Below are 19438 nucleotides of genomic sequence, written 5' to 3'. Positions count from 1 at the left end.
TGATGGCACGGCACGCGCTGATCAATTCCTTGTCTGGACCACGGACAACACCGGACTGATCTCCTCAAGCACCGGCTGGAAATCCGCTGATCAACTCGCTCAAGACGGCTGGGAAGCTCCCTTCTCAACCGACTTCAACAATGACGGCATCACAGGTGTTCCCACCGCAGTCGATAACGACGCCAACGGCCTGGTGGACAACCGTTCTGTTTACACACTCTTCAATGGCGGTGATCCACTCACCATCACCAAAGAACGCTCCGATGGCAGCACGCGTTCCTTCTCCACTACCGGCATCCCCAACTGGGATGCCACACAAGCGGTTCAAGCCACGGATGGCTCCGGGTTCAACGTTCTCCTCGAGGGCGCTGATGGCACGGCACGCGCCGATCAATTCCTTGTCTGGACCACAGACAACACCGGACTGATCTCCTCAAGCACCGGCTGGAAATCCGCTGATCAACTCGCTCAAGACGGTTGGGAAACAGTCTTTGGGGATATTTTTAGCAGCGGAGGAATAGAGGACACCACACCGCCCGACCTCCTCTCCTACACACTTTCTGATTACAACATTGATCTCTCAGATGGTGATGTCACCGTTGATGTCACAGCTGCCATCCGCGATGACATCAGTGGTGTATTCGATGGAACATTTGCTAATGGGGATGGAGGCGGTATTTCATTTGCGCGATGGACAAGCCCTAGTGGCAATCAATTTGTCAGTGGTGGTGGGTTCACAGATCCGGTCACAGGAGATTTCCTCAATGGCACCTACAACGATCAAGCTGTCTTTAACCAGTTTTCCGAAAATGGAACATGGACTCTTGATAATTTCTTTGTTGTTGATGAGGTCGGAAACAGCACCTTCCTGTCAAGCGATCAACTCAATGAACTGGGCATCCAAACCACTCTCGAAGTGATTGGAGGAATGGGTAATCTCACCCCTAATTCAACAGATTTACTAACTTAATCAGTGTTCGGTTAGGTCATTCAAGGCCTCCTCCTCCATGGGGAGGCTTTGATGAAGTCATCTCACTCAGATCGACTGGCCGCCGCAATCGCCATCCCAGCCAGCCAGCCGCCGCTCCAGCAGGCCTGGAAATTAAAGCCGCCGGTCACTCCATCCACATCCAACAACTCACCAGCCAGATACAAACCAGGGCAGCGGCGGCTTTCCATCGTGGCCAGATTCACCTCACCGAGATCCACACCGCCAGCCGTTACAAACTCCTCTCCAAAGGGACCACGTCCCTGGATCGCCAGACGCTGCGCGCAGAGAATCTCCAGCAGCTGACGCTCGGCCTTGAGCGGCAGATCTGCCCAGCGCCGCTCCGCCTCCACCCCAGCCAATGCCAGAAAAACCTGCCACAGACGACGCGGCAGGTGGTCCAAAGGCTTGGCAGCTGACACAGTGCGCCGGGCCTGCTCCCGGCGCCACTGCTGCAAGCGCTGCTCCACCCCGGAGCGGCCCAGCCCAGCACTCCAATCCACCTTCAGATCACCCTTGTAATGGCTCTGATGCAGAGCCCGGGCCGCAAACGCCGAAAGCCGCAGGGTGGCAGGTCCACTCAAACCCCGGTGGGTGATCAGCACCCGGCCGGTCTGGCGAAAGCGCTGATCACCCAGCTTCAGGTCCAAGCCCACATCGTTGAGGGCGATGCCGCTGCAAGCGCTGAGCTCGCAGGCCTGCAGCGAGAGGCTGAACAGCGACGGCACCGGTGGCACCACCTGGTGACCCAGCGCTGCAGCCAACTTGCGGCCACTGGGATGACCGCCGGTGGCCAGCATCACGCTGCGGGCTCGCAGGGGCTGCTCCAGGCCGCGACCCTCCACCAGAAACCCACCTTCAGGATGGAGCGTGATCTGCTGCACCATCGCCCGCATCTGCCATTGCACCCCGGCAGCAGCGGCCGCCTGCTGCAGGCAGCGGATCACCGCTTCCGATCGGTTCTCCTGGGGGAACAGGCGTCCGTCGGGCTCCTCCACCAGGGTGAGACCCCGTTCATCAAACCAGGCGATCGCATCACCACAGGCGAAGCGACTGAACGGACCACGCAAGGGTCTGCTGCCACGAGGGTAGTGGCTGGCCAACTCGCGCGGATCCCAGCAGGCATGGGTCACATTGCAGCGACCGCCCCCACTGATGCGCACCTTCTGCAGGGGCTCCGGGGTGCCTTCGAGCACCAGAACCAGCTCCAGACCCTGCTCGGCAGCGGTGATCGCTGCCATCGTTCCGGCAGGACCACCACCAACAACGATCAGATCAAGCAGGCTGGAAGCGCAGGGCAACGCCGTTGTTGCAGTAGCGCTTACCGGTTGGCCGGGGGCCGTCATTGAACACATGGCCCTGGTGTCCGCCGCAGCGGCTGCAGTGGTATTCCGTGCGCGGAACGATCAGTTTGAAATCTACTTTCGTAGCGATCGCACCGGGTAGAGGCTCAAAGAAACTGGGCCAGCCGGTGCCACTGTCGAACTTGGCGTTGGAGGAGAACAAGGGCATGTCGCAACCGGCGCAGTGATACGTGCCGGTTCGCTTCTCGTTGTTCAACGCGCTCGTGAACGGACGTTCCGTGCCCTCCTTGCGCAACACCGAATAGGCATCCGGTGTGAGGCGCTTCTTCCAGTCTGCGTCCGTCAGATCCCAGGCCGCATCCGAGGCTTTGGAAGCCGCCAACACCCGATCTGGAGCCCTGAACACCCCAAACAAACTCGCTGCCATCGCCACCATCAGGGACCGGCGGCTCAACAACCACTGCTCAACGGTGGGAGTCATCGCTGTCATCTCAGCTGTGTTCCATCCGTTCTAAGCAAACCGAACCCCAGGGACAGGCACCATGGAGGGATGGATTCCCTCACCGATGCCGATCGGGAACCCCCCTGGCGTTTCAGCGTCGCCCCGATGCTGGACTGCACCGACCGGCATTTCCGCCAGTTGATGCGGCAGATCAGCCGCCGTTCACTGCTCTACAGCGAAATGGTGGTGGCCCAGGCGCTGCACCACAGCAACCGCAGGGAACGACTGCTCGGTTTCGATCCAGAAGAACATCCGATTGTTCTGCAGGTGGGAGGCGATGACCCCCAGCTGCTGGCCGAAGCCACCCGCATGGCCGCGGACTGGGGCTACGACGAGATCAACTTGAATGTGGGCTGCCCCAGCCCGCGGGTGCAGGCCGGCAATTTCGGTGCCTGTTTGATGGCGGAACCCGAGCGGGTGGCGCAGTGCGTGGAGGCGATGGTGTCGGCCAGCGATCGGCCCGTCACGGTGAAGCACCGCGTGGGCATCGATGATCTCGACAGCGACGACCTGCTCACGGCCTTCGTTGACCGGGTGGCCGATGCCGGAGCCTCTCGCTTCAGCGTGCATGCGCGCAAAGCGTGGCTGGAGGGTCTCGACCCCAAACAGAACCGCACGATTCCGCCCTTGCAGCACGACCGGGTGATCGCCCTGAAAGCGCGCAGACCACAGCTCACGATCGAACTGAACGGAGGCCTCGACACACCGGAACAATGCCTTGATGCCCTGCAGCACTGTGATGGAGCCATGGTGGGTCGTGCGGCCTACGCCCACCCCTTGCGTTGGGCTTCAGTCGACACGCTGATCTATGGCGATGCCCCGCAAACCGTGCGGGCATCGGATGTGCTGATCGGCCTGATTCCCCACGCCGAGCGGCATCTACAACGCGGAGGCCGGCTCTGGGACATTGGCCGCCATCTCGTGCAACTGGTGGAAGGCGTTCCTGGAGCCCGTCACTGGCGCCGTGACCTGGGCCAAAAGGCACAGCGCAGCGGCGCCGATCTCACGGTGCTGGAGGCCTCAGCCCGGCAGCTGATCGATGCCGGGCTTTAACGAGGCAGCACAAGGAACTCAGCCTTCAGCGCCGCCGTAACCGCCGTAGTCATCTCCACCGCCGCCGCCGTAACCGCCATCGTTGAATCCACCACCCTCACTGGGTGCAGCTCCACCACGCCGGCGCCGGCTGCGGCCGTCATCTCCGCCACCGCCGCCATCGCTGTAGCTGCCACCGCCACCGCCGTAGCCACCACCACCGCCAGAGGCTCCACCGCCGTAACTGCGATCTTCCCAACCTCGGGCGCCCGAACGGCGTTCTCCACCACCGCCGTAGCCGCCACCACCGCCGCGATAGCCACCGCCACCGCCGCCATCGTTGTAGCCGCCACCGCCACCGCGATAGCCACCACCACCGCCGCCGCCGCCGTAGCCACCACCGCCACGACGGGGTGCGCTGCCGCGGGGCTCCGCTTTGTTGATGCGCAGGGGACGGCCCATCAGCTCCGCACCCTGGAGGGCTTCGATGGCCGCGGCCTCGGCCGCGTCATCAGCCATCTCCACGAAAGCAAAACCACGTTTGCGGCCGGTGTCGCGCTCCAGGGGGAGGGCACAGTTCGTGACCTCTCCAAAGGCAGCGAACAATTCAATGACGTCTTCCTGCTCAGCGCGGAAGGGCAAATTGCCTACAAAAATGCTCACGTTCCTGATGAACCTGAATGAAAGTGACCCTGGGGATCAGACAAGCCATCGGGTCAAGATCCGGTGAAGGAACGCGGCACCTCCGGCTTGCTCAGCGTAGACCCGTCCACGCGAAATGTTCATCCATTCGCTAGGTCCAAGCGCTCACTCCAGGCCGATAACTGTTCCTCCACACGATCGAAGCCAGTTCCGCCCTCACTGGTGCGCGCCGCCACAACCTGGCGCGGAGCCAATGCGTCATAGAGATCGGATTCAATCGCCGGATGAAAGCTCTGCCAGCGCTCGAGGCTGAGGTCGCGCAACAACACCCCCTCGCTCAGACACTGTTTCACCACAGAGCCCACGATCTGATAAGCCTCCCGGAAGGGAACCTGGCGGGCCACCAGATAATCGGCCACATCGGTGGCATTGGAGAAATCAGCAGCGACCGCAGCTTCCAAACGGTCCTCCCGGAAGCTGAGGCCCTCGTCCATCAAGATCGTCATCGCTTCCAGGCACTGGGAACCGGTAGAGACCACGTCGAACAGGGCCTCCTTGTCTTCCTGAAAATCCTTGTTGTAAGCCAAGGGAAGGCCCTTGATCATCGTGAGCAAGCCCTGGAGATGACCAAACACCCGTCCGCACTTTCCCCTCACCAACTCGGGAACATCGGGATTTTTTTTCTGAGGCATCAGGCTGCTGCCCGTCGCGCAGCGATCACTGAGCCGAACAAAGCCGCATTCCTCGGAAGCCCAGAAGATCACCTCTTCCCCAAGGCGGCTGAGATGCACCATCACCAAGGAGATGGCCGCCGAGAATTCCACCGCAAAATCCCTGTCGCTCACGGCATCAAGGCTGTTGGCATAAAGGCCGTCAAAACCAAGAGCCGCGGCCGTGCTGCGCCGGTCGATGGGAACGGGAGTTCCGGCCAGGGCCGCTGCACCGAGCGGTGAAACATTCACCCGTTTGCGCACATCCTCAAGACGCTGACGATCACGCTCCAGCATCTCCACATAAGCCAGCAGGTGATGGGCTAGACAAACCGGTTGCGCCCGCTGCAGATGGGTGTAACCGGGAATCAAGGTTCGACGATGGCTCAGGGCCTGACGCAGAAGAGCCCGTTGAAACGTCTTCACCTGGGGAATGAGTTCATCAATGCGTCGCCGCAGCCAGAGGCGCAGATCCGTGCCCACCTGGTCATTGCGACTGCGGCCGGTATGCAATTTCTTACCGACAGGTCCCAGGAGAGCGATCAGCCGGCGCTCCACGGCGAAGTGCACATCCTCATCGTCCAGGCCTGGCTGGAAACGGCCCTCAGCTGCCTCGGCCCGAATCTGCTCCAAGCCACCGCAGAGTTGATCCGCCTCAGCTTCACTGATCACACCACACTGCGCGAGCATGCGGGCATGGGCCATGGATCCATCGAGATCCTCCTGCAGAAGGGTGATGTCGAAACCGATGGAGGCATTGAAACGCTCGATCGCTGGATGCAATCCCTGCTCGAAACGATCACTCCAGGTTGCGGAGCCTCCTCCTGTCACTCCGCCAGCCATCGCTCACCTCTGCTCAGATCTCCACAGCTTGTCAGGCCGGAGAACGGGGAACTGAAGGCAGCATCACCTCCTCGCGCACCTTCAACACCACCATGGAGGCATCGTCTTCCAGCTGACGATCGGCGCCAACGAAACGATCCAGGCGGTCGAACAACTGATCGAGAATGCCTTGAGACCCCGTGCCAGAGCGGCAGGCAGATTCCAGGCTGCGAATCAGCCTTGCCTCATCAAAGCGATCCCCGGTGATCCCTGGAGCTTCAGTGACGCCATCGGTGTAATAGAGCAGCACATCTCCCGGTTCCAACACAACGGAGCCAGTGCCGTAATCCGCCTCGGGCTGCAGACCGATCAACAACCCCGGCGCATCCAAACGGCTGATCGTGCGTTGCTGAGCGCGCCAGATCAAAGGCGGATTGTGGGCCGCATTGGCAAAGCGCAAGCGCCGGGAGCGCGGATCGAAATCCGAATAAAACAGGGTCACGAAGCGATGGGACTGAGACAGATCCTCAAGAGCCAGCTGATTGAGATCGTGAAGAATGCGATCCGGCGGCAATCCGCTCAGCACCTCAGCGCGCAACATGCCGCGCAGCATGGTCATCAGGAGACCCGCAGGCACCCCCTTGCCCATCACATCACCCATCACCAGGGCCCAGCGACCCCGTTCACGGCGGCGTCCAATTAACTCCGGGCGCGTGGGGATGAAGTCGTAGTAGTCGCCTCCCACTTGAAACGCCGGCCGACAGCGCGCCGCCAGTTCCACCCCTTCAATCACCGGGCAATGATCCGGCAGAAGCTGCGCCTGGATCTCCGCACCGATGCTGAGCTGACGATCCACGCGCTCATGGCGCCTGGCTTCCTGCAGCATCTGGTCATTTTCGATCGCGACTCCGGTGAGGTCAGCAACCAGTTGCACCTGCCGGCGATGCACATCGCTCCACACCAGCGATCCTTTGGGCTCGAACACATAAAGACGACCGCGCTGCCGGCCTCTCGCCACCACAGAGGTGGCAAACAGTCCAGAGGAGCCCAGCTGACCCTGAACCAGGCGATCCAGCGCCAGCACAAGGGCGTCATCGGAACCGAACCCTGCAGACCGGCCAGGTTCATGCTGGCTCAACGTTTGGAGCAGCGACTCTGAACGCACGCCGGGGAGCATCTGAATCTGATCGGCCCAGAGGCGACCATCCCCCTGAAACGGCACGAGCAGTGCTCCTTCCACACCAACCAGGCGCGCTGCCACCACTGGAACCAGTTCGAGAAAACGGTTGAGGTTGGTGAAACTGCGCAGCGCAAAACCCAGCGACACCAACAGCTCTTGATTCGAGCGTTGCTCGCGAACCAAGCTGTCGAGCAGTTGACGCAAGGACGCCGTGGCCGTCAGGGGCTGCTGACTGGCACTACGGGCAGGAGAGGCCGGATGTCGCCGTGGTGGCTTGCTGCTCACAGCATCACCATGGCAGGGCCCGCAACGTAGCAAAATTTGCTACCGACAACTGCAGCCCGAGGGCAAGCGAGCACTCAGCGAGAGGCGAGCAACGCTTCCACGAATTCAAAACTGTTGAACGGCCGCAAATCACGGATTCCTTCACCGGCACCGATGAAACGGATCGGAAGCCCGGCTTCGGAGGCAACAGCGAGAGCAACACCCCCTCGGGCCGTGCCATCGAGTTTGGTGATGACCACCCCGGTCAACCCGGCAGCACGCGCAAAGGCCATGGCTTGTTTGAGACCGTTCTGGCCTTGGCTGGCATCGAGCACAAGCAGGGATTCCACAGTTGCATCAGGAGCCAATCGATCCACAACCCGCCGGATCTTGTTGAGCTCTTCCATCAGGTTGTGTTTGGTCTGCAGGCGGCCAGCGGTGTCCACAAGCACCAGATCCGTGCCCTTCGACCGGGCGGCCCCGATGGCATCAAACACCACAGCTGCAGGATCCGCATTGTCCGATGGGTTAGCCACCACAGGAACATCACTGCGATCACCCCAAACCTGCACCTGCTGAACCGCAGCCGCCCGGAACGTATCAGCGGCGGCAATCATGGCGGAATAGCCGCTACGCACCGCCAGGTTGGCCAGCTTGCCGAGAGTTGTGGTCTTCCCCACGCCATTCACACCCACCATCAGCCAAACGTTCAGCTGACCGCGCTGAGGGGCCAAAAGATCCACGCCGCTGGACTTGATCGGAGCCTCTAAGAGATCCCGAAGCTGCTCCTTGAGAAAGCGGATGCCTTCGCTCGGGTCCACCACCTGCTCGTTCATGCGCTTGCGCAGAGCATCCAGCACCTGATCGGTGGCCTTCACGCCAGCGTCGGCACGAAGCAGCAACGACTCCAGATCATCGAGCACCTCCGGGGTGAGGGGGTCATCACCCAAGTTCTCCAGAAGCCCGGAGACAAAACCCTGGCGGGTTTTCTCAAGGCCTTGGCGCAAGCGACCGAGCCAGTCGATCTCCTCGAGGGTGACCTGCTCTGCCTCACGACCCTGGGCGGCCAACACCTCCGCCGACCAGGTGAAGGTGTCGTCGAACGCGCCGAGACTGGGCTCATCCTGCTCGCGATCCACTTCAACGCTTGCAGCAGGAACCGGTTGCTCGGCGACCGGTTCCTGAGCAACCTGCGGCTCTTGTTCGAGCTGCTGCTGTCGTTCCTGGCGTTGGGCCGCGGCCTGCTCGAGCAAGGACAAACCAGCCACAGGTGTTGGCTCGGGATCGGCTGGCGCTGGCTCTTGTTCCGGCTCTCGCTCTGGTTCAGGCTCGGGCTTGGTCTCTGGCTCTGCCGGGGAGTCGGATTGGGGTGCCGCAGGGGTCGCGTTCGCCTGCTCCTTCTGAGCTTTCAAACGGGCGTAGGCCTGCCGTGCCCACTCCAGAGGATCGTCATCCGCACTGGCGGCCGCGTCCTGCTGCGGTTCCTGCGCTGACGCACTGTCATCAGCTGGAGGTGGGGTTGGAGCAGCCTCAGACTGCCGGTTGAACCAGTCGTAGACCATGGGGGTCAGGACACTGCCTGGGAAGAGGCATTCTGCAGGCGGCGCAGCACCCCATTGATCATGCGGCGACCTTGCTCATCGCTGTAGCGGTTGGCGAGCTCAACAGCTTCATTGCAAGCAACGGACGCTGGCGTCTTCATCGACTGCAGATCAACAACAGCAAGACGAAGGATGTCGCGGTCGATGCGGGGAAGACGGCTCAAACGCCAGCCTTCCATCACGCTGTCGAGCTGATCATCCAGGGATGGACGGGCATCGAGAACCAGTTGAATCCTGCGCATCGCCTCCTTTTGCACCATCTCCTGATCAGCCAAGGCCAACAATCGGGGCAATTCAAGGCTGGCGGAGAGACCGTTCAACACTTGCTCCGCGCTGGTTAAGGAGTCACGCAGATGCTCGCGAACCGGCATGACTGCAGCCGTTGATCCCTCCTGCAGCTCGCTGTCCAGTAACGATTGCTGGGCTTTCTCGAGATCAGCGGCGCATCGATCGAGAACCTCGCGCCAATGCTGCATCAAACTATCCAGAGCCTTCTGCAGAAGCGCCTCGAGAGACTCCACAGACAGAGAGCGATCCCGCTCTGCGCACTGGCTGAGCACGAGGAGGGCGAGCTCTCGGGAGAGGGAACGGGTCTGCATGGATCGTTAACGAACGACTCAGGAGGAGGAGGGTGCCACAGAGGCTCTGAGCTGGGCGATCAGGCTCGAAAAGCTGCGGCCGGCTGGCGCTTCCCGGGCGTCAGGGTTCACGATTCCGGCGGAAATGATCGTTTTGAATGCATCCTCAACGGAAAGATCCAGATCCCTCACAGACGATTCAGGAACGAGGGTGTACCAACCGGTGGTGGGATTGGGTGCTGTGGGAATAAACACACTCAGCAAGCGCTCTTCCAGTTCTGACTGCAGCGAAGGGCCGACTTCTCCGGTCACAAAACCAACGCTGTAGAGGCCCTCCCTGGGATATTCCACAAGCACAACCCTTCGGAAGCGTTGGGAGTTATCGCGCAGAAAAGTCTCAAGAAGTTGTTTGAGGGTTTTGTAAACCGATCCCGCCAAGGGAATGCGCAGGAGGGTTCCCTCACCGAACTCAAGCAACCAACGACCCACGATGTTTCGGGCCATCAGACCGATCAGCAAGATTCCGAGCAAAGGAACCGTGAGCCCGAGGGCCAGGTTGATCAGATCCTGCAGAAGCGGATTGAGCGTGATGAACGGATTGAACTGCTTGGGGATCGACGTGAGAAAGGCCAGCACGAAGCGACTGACGATCGTGGCCAGCCAGATCGTGGTGGCCAAAGGAATCACCACAAGCAGACCTGCGATCAGGTCATTCTTGAGATCCTGTTGAAGCCTGGCGCCAAGTGGCTGATCAGGTCTTGGATTGGACTGGACCAAGGAACGCCCGGGGCCTGCGGCCAACGTGTGCAACCAACCTAACCAGCGATCAGAGCACAGCGGCTACAGCCAGCAGTGCCAGAGCCACAGCAAGCACCACCGCACTGAAGGTGCCGCCGAACCGACGCTGATTCACTGCCAGATTGCGCTGGCGCTCGGCCTGCTGGATCTGCTGATCCATCTGTGACAACTGTTTGTCGATGAACTCCTGCGCCGCCTTGGTCTTGTCCTCATCGGTTGCATCAGCGGGAAGCTGACCGGCCTGGGCAAGCTGCTCACCGAGAATCTTCACGTTGTCGGGATTGGCGGATTGCTGTCTTGCCATCTCCAACTGCCCTCGCTTCTGGTTCAGGCTTTGGTCGGCTTCACCGGAGAGGGACTGATTGCCACTGATGCCAAGGGGAATCACGGCGATCATGGCCAGAGCCATCAGTGCCGAAAGAATGCAGACCACGATCCGGATCGGCGGACGCGCTGATCCGGGCTGATCCAACCGCGACGCGATGAGCATGAGCAACAGACCGATGAATCCCATCGGCGCCTGATTGACCAACCGCTCAATGAGGAGCTGCTGGTAAACCTCATCACTCCAATCCGCAGCGCTGAGAACCACACCGATCTGCAGAGCGAGAAGCAGAACCAGGGTGAGCCCAAGCCAACGCAGGAGCGGCGCGAGACGAGGTGAGGACTCCTGGTGGGAAGCAGACACGTCACGATGTCAAAAGGTGCCCAACTTTACGGTTAGTTTTCGTGAACGTCCCCGACGTCGGAGCGCAGCTGAGCTTGGCTCTCAAGGAGCGGGCCCGAGCCGAGGGATTTGAACCCGTCGGCATCGCCTCCCTCCCTGGCAGTCCTCGCCTGCGCCTGCGCACGGAGGCTCTGCAACGTTGGCTGGACGCTGGACACCAAGCCGATATGGGTTGGATGGCAGCACCGCGACGCCGGTCAGCAGACACTTTGTTGGACGGAGCCCAAAGTGTGCTGGCCGTTGGGCTGAACTATCACGTGGCCCACGACCGCCGCCACGACCGCCTGGCGGTGGCTCGCTACGGCTGGGGCCGCGATTACCACCGGGTGGTGAACCAGCGCCTGCGGAGAGTGGGTCGCTGGCTCCAGGATCAACAACCGAACTGCCGCTGGCGGGCCTGCGTGGATGCTGAACCCCTGCTCGATAAGGCTTGGGCTGAGGAAGCTGGGCTGGGCTGGATCGGAAAACACAGCAACGTGATTCACCCCACGCGAGGGTCGTGGATGGTGATCGGACATCTGCTGATCACGGAACCCCTCGTGGCTGATGAACCGGCTGCATCCCGGTGCGGGCGTTGCCGTGCCTGTCTGGACGCCTGCCCGACGCAAGCGATCACCGAACCCTTTGTGGTGGATTCCAGGCGATGCATCGCGTACCACACGATTGAAAACCGCAGTGAGCGGCTTCCAGCAGCGATCGCCAATGCCCTAGGCCCCTGGGTGGCCGGATGCGACATCTGCCAGGACGTCTGCCCCTTCAATCAAGCTGATGTGCCCTCCAGTGAAGATCCCGACCTGCAGCCGAGACCCTGGCTGCTGGATCTGACCCCGGAACGCATCCAGAGCTGGACAGATCAGGACTGGGCGGAACGGTTGCAAGGGTCGGCACTGAAACGCATCAAACCCTGGATGTGGCGTCGCAACGCAGAAGCGGCACGCCTCGATGACGGACCTACCCTGAGCTGACTTTTGGGTTCAACGATGGGACCGGCACGTACCTGGAAGCTCTGGCAGAAGTCCCTAGTGCTCTCCCTGACCCTGGGATTGGTTGGTGCCTCCACAACGCCCCCTGCCAGGGCCTTGGTCCCCTACGTGTACACGCCCAGCACCGAAGAACTGGAAGGTGCAGGCATCGGCATCGGCCGCACAGCTGCACAGCTGCTGAGACTCGGCCAGCCGGAGGAAGCCTCCCGTCTGGCAGCTCTGGCTGTTCGGCTGCAACCGAACGACGAACGCCTGTGGTCGGTGCTGGCGGAAGCCCAGCTCCGCAGTGATCAACTCAAGGCTGCAGCGGGATCCCTGGCCAAGGCCAAATCTCTGAACCCCGGGAAAGCGGGGCTCTGGTTCGCGGAAGCCTCCCTGGCTTTACGGGACAACCGCCCCGATGACGCCATTGACTTGTTGGATGAGGGCTTGCGACTTGATCCCAAGAACGCAGGGGCCTACTTCGATCTCGGCAATGCTCGGGTGATGCAGGACGACCTGCGCCAGGCCTTGCGTGCCTTTGAACAGGCCACCACCATCAAACCGAGTTTTTGGGAGGCGCTCAACAATCAGGCGCTGGTGCTCTTCGAAATGGGCAACACGCGCGAAGCGATCAAACGCTGGCGTTCCGTGCTCACGATCAAACGCAACGCTGAACCAATGCTGGCGCTGGCCGCGGCTCTCAACAAGCAGAAACCCGGAGACACTGAATCGATCGAACTGGCACGCAAGGCCCTTGCGGAGGATCCCAATTACGTCCTCCCCGGTCATCAGGAAAACCAACTCTGGGGCCTGAAACTGCGTCAAGCCACGGAAACCTTGCTCTCGGAAGGAGCTTTGAAAGGAGCCGTGGAGCGGGCCGAGGCCAATGCTGATCCCACAACGGCCGAATGAATAGCCGCCCTTTCCGCGGTCTTTGGGCTGGTCAAGCGAAAGAAGATCTGTAGGCTGAGACCCCTTCTGCCTTCTTGATTCCAAAACGGATGGCCGAGGAGCGCGTTCAACCGATCGCCCTGCATCAAGAGATGCAGCGCTCCTACCTCGAGTACGCCATGAGCGTGATCGTGGGCAGGGCGCTGCCTGATGTCCGCGATGGACTGAAACCGGTTCAACGCCGCATCCTCTACGCGATGCATGAACTGGGCCTCACACCTGATCGCCCCTATCGCAAATGTGCACGGGTCGTCGGTGATGTTCTGGGCAAATACCACCCCCACGGCGATCAGGCGGTCTACGACGCCCTTGTTCGTTTGGTGCAGACCTTTTCCAGCCGTCACCCCCTGCTGGATGGCCACGGCAATTTCGGATCGGTCGATGACGACCCGCCGGCCGCCATGCGCTACACGGAGACCCGCCTGGCGCCGATCGCCCATGAAGGCCTCCTCGACGAGATCGGCAACGACACCGTCGACTTCGCCAACAACTTCGACGGGTCCCAGCAGGAACCCACGGTTCTGCCTGCCCAGCTGCCCTTTCTTCTCCTGAATGGGTGTTCAGGCATCGCTGTGGGCATGGCCACCAGCATTCCGCCCCACAACCTGGGAGAGGTGGTGGATGGATTGATCGCCTTGGTGCGCAAACCGGATCTGAGCGACGACAAGCTGCTCAGCCTGATCCCTGGACCCGATTTCCCCACCGGCGGTGAAGTGCTGCTGGGCAGCGGGGTCCGAGACACCTACCTGCGCGGTCGCGGAAGCATTCCCATGCGCGGTGTCGCCCATGTGGAAGAGGTGCAACTCGGCAAGGGCCGTCACAAACGCAATGCGGTGATCGTGACCGAACTGCCCTACCAGCTGAGTAAGGCCGGGTGGATTGAAAAGCTGGCTGAACAGGTCAACGACGGCAAGATCGGCGGCATCGCCGACATCAGAGATGAAAGCGACCGCGAAGGAATGCGCGTCGTGGTGGAACTGCGCCGCGATGCCGATCCCGATGCGGTTCTGAAGGATCTCCAACGCCGGACATCCCTGCAGAGCAATTTCGGCGCCATCATGCTGGCCCTCGTGGATGGCCAACCCCAGCAGTTGTCCCTGCGCCGGCTTCTGCAGACGTTCCTCGATTACCGGGAACTGACCCTGATCCGGCGCACAAGCCATGCCCTGCGCAAAGCGGAAGACCGTCTGGAGGTGGTGGAGGGTTTGATCACCGCCCTGCAATCCCTGCAGCGGGTGATCGCCATGATTCAGGAGGCACAGGATGCCGCGGCCGCAAGGGCCAGCCTGATGGTGCACCTCGATCTCAGCGAACGGCAGGCCGACGCCGTGCTGGCCATGCCCCTGCGGCGGTTAACCGGTTTGGAGCGGGAAAGCCTCCGGCAGGAAGCGGAGGAGCTGCGAGCGGAACGCCAACGCCTGAAGCTGCTCCTTGACAACCGCGATCAGCTGCTGGATGCCCTCGTTCAGGAACTGCGTCAGCTCAAGAAGCGTTTTGCCACCCCTCGCCGCACCCGCCTGGTGGAAGGGGGAGATCACCTCCTGGCGGAGCGGGCTGCCAGTCAGCGCCCCAATGCTGAACTGCAGCGCCGCCAGGCCCTCGAGGCCCTCCCTCCCGATTCGCGCATCCTGATCCAAGACGACGGTCAGGTGAAAGTCATCAGTCCGCAATTGATGGGCCGACTGCACCTCAATGAGCCAACGGCACTGGGGGATGAGCCTTCTCCGGCCCGAATCATCCTGCCGATCAAACCCGTGGCCAAACTGCTGGCTGTGACTGCCAGCGGACGGGTTGCACTGATTCGCTGGGAATTCGCAGGGCAGCAACCCGGAAGCCTGGAGCGATTCCTGCCCACGGCTTTGCAGGGAGATCCGGTGGTGTCGGTTTTGCAGCTGCCCGATGCAGAGGCTGACAGCAACGCGGCAGCGGTCTCATCGCTCGGACTGCTGAGCAGCGACGGCCGTTTCAAACGACTAGCGATGCAGGAACTGCTCGACCTCTCCGGACGGGCAGCCAGTGTGGTGAAGCTCAAGGAGGGCATTGAACTCAAAACCGCCGTGATCTGCCAGGAGGGAGGAGCCCTGTCTCTGATCAGTGATCTCGGTCGCGTCCTGCATCTCCCGGTCAGCGAGGCCAACCTGCCCTTGATGGGCAAGCTGGCCCAAGGTCCCGTCACCATGCGACTGCTTCCTGAGGAATCCCTGATTGCAGCCGTCGCCACAAATCCCGATCAGCAGGATCCGCTGCTGCTGTTCAGCCGCCAAGGAAGAATCAAATCCCTGGCACGCGACGCTGTGCGTGCCTGCCAACGGGGAGATCTGGGTGTGATCGGTTGGCAACCCGAACAGGATGGACGCGATCCGGAGGATCGACTCTGTGCGGCTTGTACCGGCTCCGGACTGGTTGGCGTCGTCACCTCATCCGGCCGTCATGGTCGGCTGCTCGCGACTGAGCCCAAGGACTTAACGCTTAAATCCGGCGAAACGCTCGAGCGGATTGTTCCGCTTCTGAGCTGATCTCAACCCAGGTTGGCAGCCACACCGGCAGGCTCCAGCATCAGCTTGCTGGAGCGCATCGACTCATCCATCGGCACCGGGTAATCGCCGTCAAAACAGGCGGTACAGAACTGTTTGGAGTCAGCACCAGCCGCCTCCACCATTCCTTCCTTACTGAGATAGGCCAAGGAGTCCACCTTGAGATGGGCCTCAATTTCCTCCAGGGTGTAACGGGCAGCGATCAGTTGATCCTGGGTATCGGTATCGATGCCATAGAAGCAGGGATGGGTCACCGGTGGTGAGCTGATGCGCATGTGCACCTCAGTCGCTCCGGCATCGCGAAGGGCCTGAACAAGCTTGCGACTGGTCGTGCCGCGCACGATCGAATCATCGATCACCACAACGCGTTTGCCGTTGAGCACATCGGGAAGGGGATTGAGCTTCACGCGGATGCCGGCTTCGCGCATCGCTTGGGTGGGCTGAATGAAGGTACGACCGACGTAACGGTTCTTGATCAGACCATCGGCATAGGGCAGTCCTGTGGCCTGGGAGTAACCGATCGCAGCGGGGATGCCCGAATCTGGAACACCGATCACCAGATCAGCCTCCACCGCCGATTCCCTGGCAAGGATCTGACCGATGCGCTGGCGATAGCTGTACAGCGATTCACCGAAAAACCGACTGTCCGGCCTAGCGAAATAAATCATCTCGAACACGCACATGCGCGTGGTGGGCTCAATCCAGCTCTCCCTTTGCGGGGTGGGGTCCCCGGGCAGGAAGGTGACGATCTCACCAGGCTGAACGTCATCAACGAAGGCGGCCCCGATGATGTCGAGCCCACAGGTTTCACTGCTGAGCACCCACTGACCACTGGACTCCTCACCGAGAGACCCGAACACCAAGGGCCGGATGCCGTATCCGTCGCGCAGGCCGTAGAGCGCTCCCGGAGTGCCGATCACCAAACTGAAGGCGCCCTGGCAGAGCGACACCGCCGAGGTGATCGCAGCCTTCCAGTCGAGCCCACGATCCACAGCCTGCTGAACGGCAAACGCAATCAACTCGGAATCCGTGGTGGACGTGAATTCCACCTGTCCGTCATCAATGCGTTCGCGCAACTCGGCAGCGTTGACCAGATTGCCGTTGTGGGCCAGCGCAAAGGGACCGAGGCGCGTCATCAGAACCACTGGCTGGGCATTGCAGACCCTGCTGCTGCCAGTTGTGGAATAACGGTTGTGGCCAATGGCGAGATCACCAGGCATCCGAGCGAGCACGTCTTGATCGAACACCTGACTGACCAGGCCCATGTCTTTATGAAGACGGACCTTGCCCTGGTTAAACACAGCGATGCCCGCGGACTCCTGGCCGCGGTGCTGCAAGGCATACAGACCGAAATAAGCCAGGTTGGCCACCGGTTGCTCAGAGGCCTGAACGGCAAACACGCCGCAGGCTTCCTCCATCCGATCGGGACGCTCCGCCTCGAGCTGATGCACGGTCCGCCTCGACTTCGGATTTCTTTCAGAATTCTGCATCACGCTGTTCCCAGCCGACGGGGAAGCGCCTGATCAAAACGCTCCGTCAGGGTTTGCACGGCCTGATCCAGCACGGGTTGCGATCCCAGGGAGAGCCGGAAACGTCCGTGATCAGCCACAGCCCCGAGGATGGTTACCGGAACAGCGGCATGGGCCTCATCAGCGAGCAGGGAGGTCCAGGCATCCATGCATTCCGCCCGCACCGACACAACAATCCGGGCTCCCCCCTCAGCAAAAAGACGGCGCTCAGGAGCAACGCCGTCGCCAGGCAATGCCCCATCCACACCGAGACCCGAGGCGATCGAACATTCAGCCAAGGCAACAGCAAGACCTCCATCGCTGCTGTCGTGGGCGGAGGCCAGCAGTCCTTGCTCCCAGGCCTGGCGCACCAGGGCCTGAACGCGCTGCTCAAGATCGAGATCCACCCGCGGAGGTCTTCCGGTCAGCAGTCCGTGGATCACCCCCTGATAGCTGCTGCCGGCCAAACCAACCCGATCATCCTGGCGTTCGTCGCTGGAGACCCCAAGAAGCACAACGGCATCGCCCGCTTGACGCCAGGCCAGGCCACCCACCCGACCAAGGTCCTCAACCAGCCCCACCATGCCCACCACAGGGGTGGGATGAATCGGTTGCAGGCTGCCGTCGTCAGCGCGGGTTTCGTTGTAGAGCGACACATTTCCCCCGGTCACGGGAGTGCCCAACACCCGACAGCCTTCGGATAAACCTCGGCAGGCCATGGCCAGCTGCCAGTAGCCCTTAGGCGTTTCCGGAGACGGAAAATTGAGGTTGTCGGTGACAGCCACCGGAACCGCCCCAACGCAACTGAGATTGCGGGCAGCCTCCGCCACCGCGGCCATCGCCCCCCGTTCGGGATCCAGAGCCACCCAACGATTGGGGCAGTCGACCGTGGCCGCCACCCCTCGATTCGCCCCCCGAAGCGACGCATCCCCTTGCTGAGGCCGAAGGCGCACCACAGCAGCATCAGCGCCGCCGGCGGGCACCACCGTGTTGGCGAGGACCTGCTGGTCGTATTGGCGATACACCCAGCGTTTGCTGGCAATGGTGGGATCATCCAGCAGAGCCAGCAGATCCGCCCCCCAGTCGTGATCCCTGGACACCGAGGGAAGATCCGTTTCCGACCAGCGCCAATGCTCCTGGATGTCCTCTGGAGGCTCTGAGATCAAGGTGTGCTGATTGATCGGGGTGTCTTCCGCCAGAGCCCGGGCAGGAACCTCAGCAGCCACCGATCCGTGCTGCAGCACACGCACAACGGGTTCTTCAAGCACCTGCCCAACAACAGCTGCCTGCAACCCCCAGCGGCGGAAACGCTGCATCAACGCCTCCTCCCGTCCGGCCTGCACCACGAACAGCATCCGCTCCTGCGATTCAGACAGCAGGAACTCGTAAGCCGTCATGCCCTGTTCACGGGCTGGAACCCTGTCGAGATCCAGCTCCACCCCCACATTCCCTTTGGCCGCCATCTCCGAGCAGCTGCAGGTGAGACCCGCAGCGCCCATGTCCTGGGCCGCCACCACATCCCCACTCTGGAAGGCTTCGAGGCAAGCCTCAATCAATCCCTTCTCCAGAAAGGGATCGCCCACTTGCACCGCAGGGCGATCATCCAGGGAATCGGCGCTGAGCTCGGCACTGGCGAAGCTGGCACCGCCCATCCCGTCCCGGCCCGTGGTGCTGCCCACATACACCACGGGATTGCCCACACCAGAGGCCCCCGATTTCACGATGTCATCGGTCTCCATGAGACCCAGAGCCATCGCATTCACCAGGGGGTTGCCGCGATAGGCGGGGTCGAAGGCAACCTCCCCCCCCACGGTCGGCACCCCGACGCAATTGCCGTAATGGGAGATCCCCGCCACGACACCTTCCACAAGTCCCTGGGTGGCGGGTTCATCAAGGGGACCGAAGCGCAAGGCATTCAGCAGAGCGATCGGTCGAGCACCCATGGTGAAGATGTCCCGGAGGATCCCTCCCACCCCTGTGGCGGCACCTTGGAAAGGCTCCACCGCCGACGGATGGTTATGACTTTCAATTTTGAACGCCAGGCGGTGACCCTCCCCCAGGTCCACCACGCCAGCGTTTTCTCCTGGCCCCACCAGGATGCGAGGTCCATCGGTGGGAAAACCACGCAGGAGTGGCCGGGAATTGCGGTAGCAGCAATGTTCGGACCACATCACGCCGAACATTCCCAGCTCCGCCCTGTTGGGATCTCGCCCAAGGCGGCGCTGAATTTCGATGTAATCCTCCTGCGTTAGCCCTTCCTGGCGCAGTGCAGAGGCCACATCAAAGGATCCATCTGCTGAAGGGGACTGAGTCACAGCCAACCGTTCATCTC

16 protein-coding genes are annotated in these 19438 nt (G+C 61.5%); 5 read left to right on the top strand and 11 right to left on the bottom strand.

Going from position 1 to position 19438, the window contains the following annotated elements:
• Window positions 1-970, top strand: a 970-nt coding sequence (locus KQ296_RS06935; RefSeq protein ID WP_259726417.1) for a hypothetical protein, incomplete at its 5' end; no start/stop codon positions are given.
• A gap of 62 nt (window positions 971-1032) precedes the next feature.
• Here the strand turns inward: KQ296_RS06935 and KQ296_RS06930 are convergent.
• Entirely contained in the window at window positions 1033-2229 is a 1197-nt protein-coding gene (locus KQ296_RS06930) for an NAD(P)/FAD-dependent oxidoreductase (RefSeq protein ID WP_011931952.1), read from the bottom strand.
• Window positions 2230-2263: 34 nt separating this feature from the next.
• A complete protein-coding gene (gene msrB / locus KQ296_RS06925; RefSeq protein WP_011931951.1) occupies window positions 2264-2782 on the bottom strand; it encodes a peptide-methionine (R)-S-oxide reductase MsrB in 519 nt (172 codons plus the stop codon).
• Between the two features lie 60 nt (window positions 2783-2842).
• Here msrB and dusA point away from each other — a divergent pair, with 60 nt between their 5' ends.
• On the top strand, window positions 2843-3847 hold the full coding sequence (dusA, locus tag KQ296_RS06920) for a tRNA dihydrouridine(20/20a) synthase DusA (protein ID WP_011931950.1): 1005 nt from the start codon (window positions 2843-2845) through the stop codon (window positions 3845-3847).
• An 18-nt stretch (window positions 3848-3865) separates the two neighbouring features.
• On the opposite strand, the gene KQ296_RS06915 is transcribed toward dusA, so the two are convergent.
• From KQ296_RS06915 to KQ296_RS06885, 7 genes are all read right to left on the bottom strand, one after another.
• Window positions 3866-4489 carry an RNA-binding protein gene (locus KQ296_RS06915; protein WP_011931949.1) on the bottom strand — a complete coding sequence of 208 codons (624 nt, stop codon included), beginning with the start codon at window positions 4487-4489 and terminating at the stop codon, window positions 3866-3868.
• Window positions 4490-4608: 119 nt separating this feature from the next.
• Complete coding sequence (argH, locus tag KQ296_RS06910; RefSeq protein ID WP_011931948.1) at window positions 4609-6021, bottom strand: argininosuccinate lyase; 1413 nt, start codon at window positions 6019-6021, stop codon at window positions 4609-4611.
• Window positions 6022-6052: 31 nt separating this feature from the next.
• The gene (locus tag KQ296_RS06905; RefSeq protein WP_011931947.1) at window positions 6053-7465 is read right to left on the bottom strand and encodes a PP2C family protein-serine/threonine phosphatase; all 1413 of its coding nucleotides are present in this window, start codon (window positions 7463-7465) and stop codon (window positions 6053-6055) included.
• 74 nt (window positions 7466-7539) lie between these two features.
• Complete coding sequence (gene ftsY, locus KQ296_RS06900; RefSeq protein WP_011931946.1) at window positions 7540-9006, bottom strand: signal recognition particle-docking protein FtsY; 1467 nt, start codon at window positions 9004-9006, stop codon at window positions 7540-7542.
• A 5-nt stretch (window positions 9007-9011) separates the two neighbouring features.
• Window positions 9012-9644 (bottom strand): transcription antitermination factor NusB, encoded by a 633-nt coding sequence (gene nusB / locus KQ296_RS06895; protein WP_011931945.1) that lies wholly within the window; start codon window positions 9642-9644, stop codon window positions 9012-9014.
• Between the two features lie 18 nt (window positions 9645-9662).
• Window positions 9663-10400, bottom strand: coding sequence for a DUF502 domain-containing protein (locus tag KQ296_RS06890; protein WP_041428714.1), 738 nt, complete (start codon window positions 10398-10400; stop codon window positions 9663-9665).
• A gap of 49 nt (window positions 10401-10449) precedes the next feature.
• Window positions 10450-11109, bottom strand: a complete 660-nt coding sequence (locus KQ296_RS06885) for an HpsJ family protein (protein ID WP_011931943.1) — start codon at window positions 11107-11109, stop codon at window positions 10450-10452.
• A 41-nt stretch (window positions 11110-11150) separates the two neighbouring features.
• Here KQ296_RS06885 and queG point away from each other — a divergent pair, with 41 nt between their 5' ends.
• From queG to KQ296_RS06870, 3 genes are all read left to right on the top strand, one after another.
• Complete coding sequence (gene queG, locus KQ296_RS06880; RefSeq protein WP_011931942.1) at window positions 11151-12113, top strand: tRNA epoxyqueuosine(34) reductase QueG; 963 nt, start codon at window positions 11151-11153, stop codon at window positions 12111-12113.
• Window positions 12114-12128: 15 nt separating this feature from the next.
• The gene (locus KQ296_RS06875) at window positions 12129-13025 is read left to right on the top strand and encodes a tetratricopeptide repeat protein (protein ID WP_011931941.1); all 897 of its coding nucleotides are present in this window, start codon (window positions 12129-12131) and stop codon (window positions 13023-13025) included.
• An 89-nt stretch (window positions 13026-13114) separates the two neighbouring features.
• A complete protein-coding gene (locus KQ296_RS06870) occupies window positions 13115-15580 on the top strand; it encodes a DNA topoisomerase (ATP-hydrolyzing) subunit A (protein ID WP_011931940.1) in 2466 nt (821 codons plus the stop codon).
• A gap of 2 nt (window positions 15581-15582) precedes the next feature.
• On the opposite strand, the gene purF is transcribed toward KQ296_RS06870, so the two are convergent.
• Together purF and purL are read right to left on the bottom strand one after the other, a co-directional pair.
• Entirely contained in the window at window positions 15583-17088 is a 1506-nt protein-coding gene (gene purF / locus KQ296_RS06865) for an amidophosphoribosyltransferase (protein ID WP_041428306.1), read from the bottom strand.
• A complete protein-coding gene (gene purL, locus KQ296_RS06860) occupies window positions 17088-19385 on the bottom strand; it encodes a phosphoribosylformylglycinamidine synthase subunit PurL (RefSeq protein ID WP_011931938.1) in 2298 nt (765 codons plus the stop codon). The genes purF and purL overlap by 1 nt, the downstream gene beginning before the upstream one ends.
• Window positions 19386-19438: the final 53 nt, after the last annotated feature.

This window comes from Synechococcus sp. CS-197, from assembly GCF_025128215.1.
In the GTDB taxonomy this organism is placed as follows: Bacteria; Cyanobacteriota; Cyanobacteriia; order PCC-6307; family Cyanobiaceae; genus Synechococcus_C.
Note: the sequence above shows the minus strand (reverse complement) of the source record. Positions and strands in the feature narration are given on the sequence as shown.